We start from the raw sequence: 1,026 nt of genomic DNA, 5'->3' as shown, positions 1-1,026 counted from the left end.
CCTAGATGAGCCTTTTATCCCGCAATTTAGTAAAGAGGTGCAAGCAGTCCTAGAACCTATCTTACAAGGCGAACAAATCCAGCTCACACAAGGCAGCTTGATTAAGTTAGAGAAACGCCAAAGAGAAGAGTTTTTGCCCCTCATTAGACCCACGCTTGAAGAGCCTAACGCGGTGCTAGACGATGGCAAAGGGCTTTTATTTATCAAGGAATTTATAGACCCTGATAAGAACCGCTATTTTATGAGTGTGGCTAAAAACTACGATGGAGAATGGGTGTTTAGCTCCCATGTGAGAAAAGACTTTTCAGGGATTAAAAAGAAATTTGCGGACTCTAAAGTGCTTTACAATGCAGGGTTTAAGGGTGGGGAAGTTGCCGGCGCGTCTGATATATTAGAATCGGGCGGAACTGCCGTTAAGCCCTCTGACTTGCAGATTGATACCCCACCAAACCGCGGCAGCGGATTAAACCCTACAGGTAAAGATACCACACACCCCCTTAAAATCGAGCCTAACCCCGAATTTGGCGAGAACTTCGCCGAATATGCGGGTAAAGGGGCTGAAGCGGTTAAAAAGCTTTTGCAAGAGAAACGCGGACAAGTGTCCGGGGCGTTTTATCGGCAGGATTTGGGGTATATTGATTTAGTGTGGGGAAGTGTGGAGGGCAAGGGCAAAGAGGCTAAGGGGTTAGGGTTATCAAAAATCGTAGAAAAACATATTGAGGATTTTAGCCCATTTGAGGGCAATACGCCCCTAGAGAAGTTAGCCAGTGGCTTAAACGAAATCATCAACAAGGGAGAATTTAAGGCGCAAGAAAACACAAGTGCAACGATTAAATACACTAAAGACGGGAATTTGTTTAGGGTAGGTTTAAGGCAAAATTGGATGGGCGAACCCACTAAGAATAAATGGGTGATAACGGCTTACAAAGATGAGCGGGAAGCCTCAAAGATTATCGACTCCAAAGGCTTTACTGGGGGCGAGACTCTGCCCCCAAACCCTAAAGCCGACTCTACCACAACCCCCCT

At 46.0% G+C, this 1,026-nt stretch carries 1 protein-coding gene; it reads left to right on the top strand.

Features of this window, described 5'->3' with window-relative positions; genetic code table 11:
• On the top strand, nt 1-1,026 hold a 1,026-nt coding region (locus HAL07_RS07925), incomplete at both ends, for a putative barnase/colicin E5 family endoribonuclease (protein ID WP_202903476.1).

Origin of the sequence: Helicobacter ailurogastricus (assembly GCF_001282945.1) — a bacterium.
Classification (GTDB): Bacteria; Campylobacterota; Campylobacteria; order Campylobacterales; family Helicobacteraceae; genus Helicobacter; species Helicobacter ailurogastricus.
This window is presented reverse-complemented; position numbering and strand designations above follow the sequence as displayed.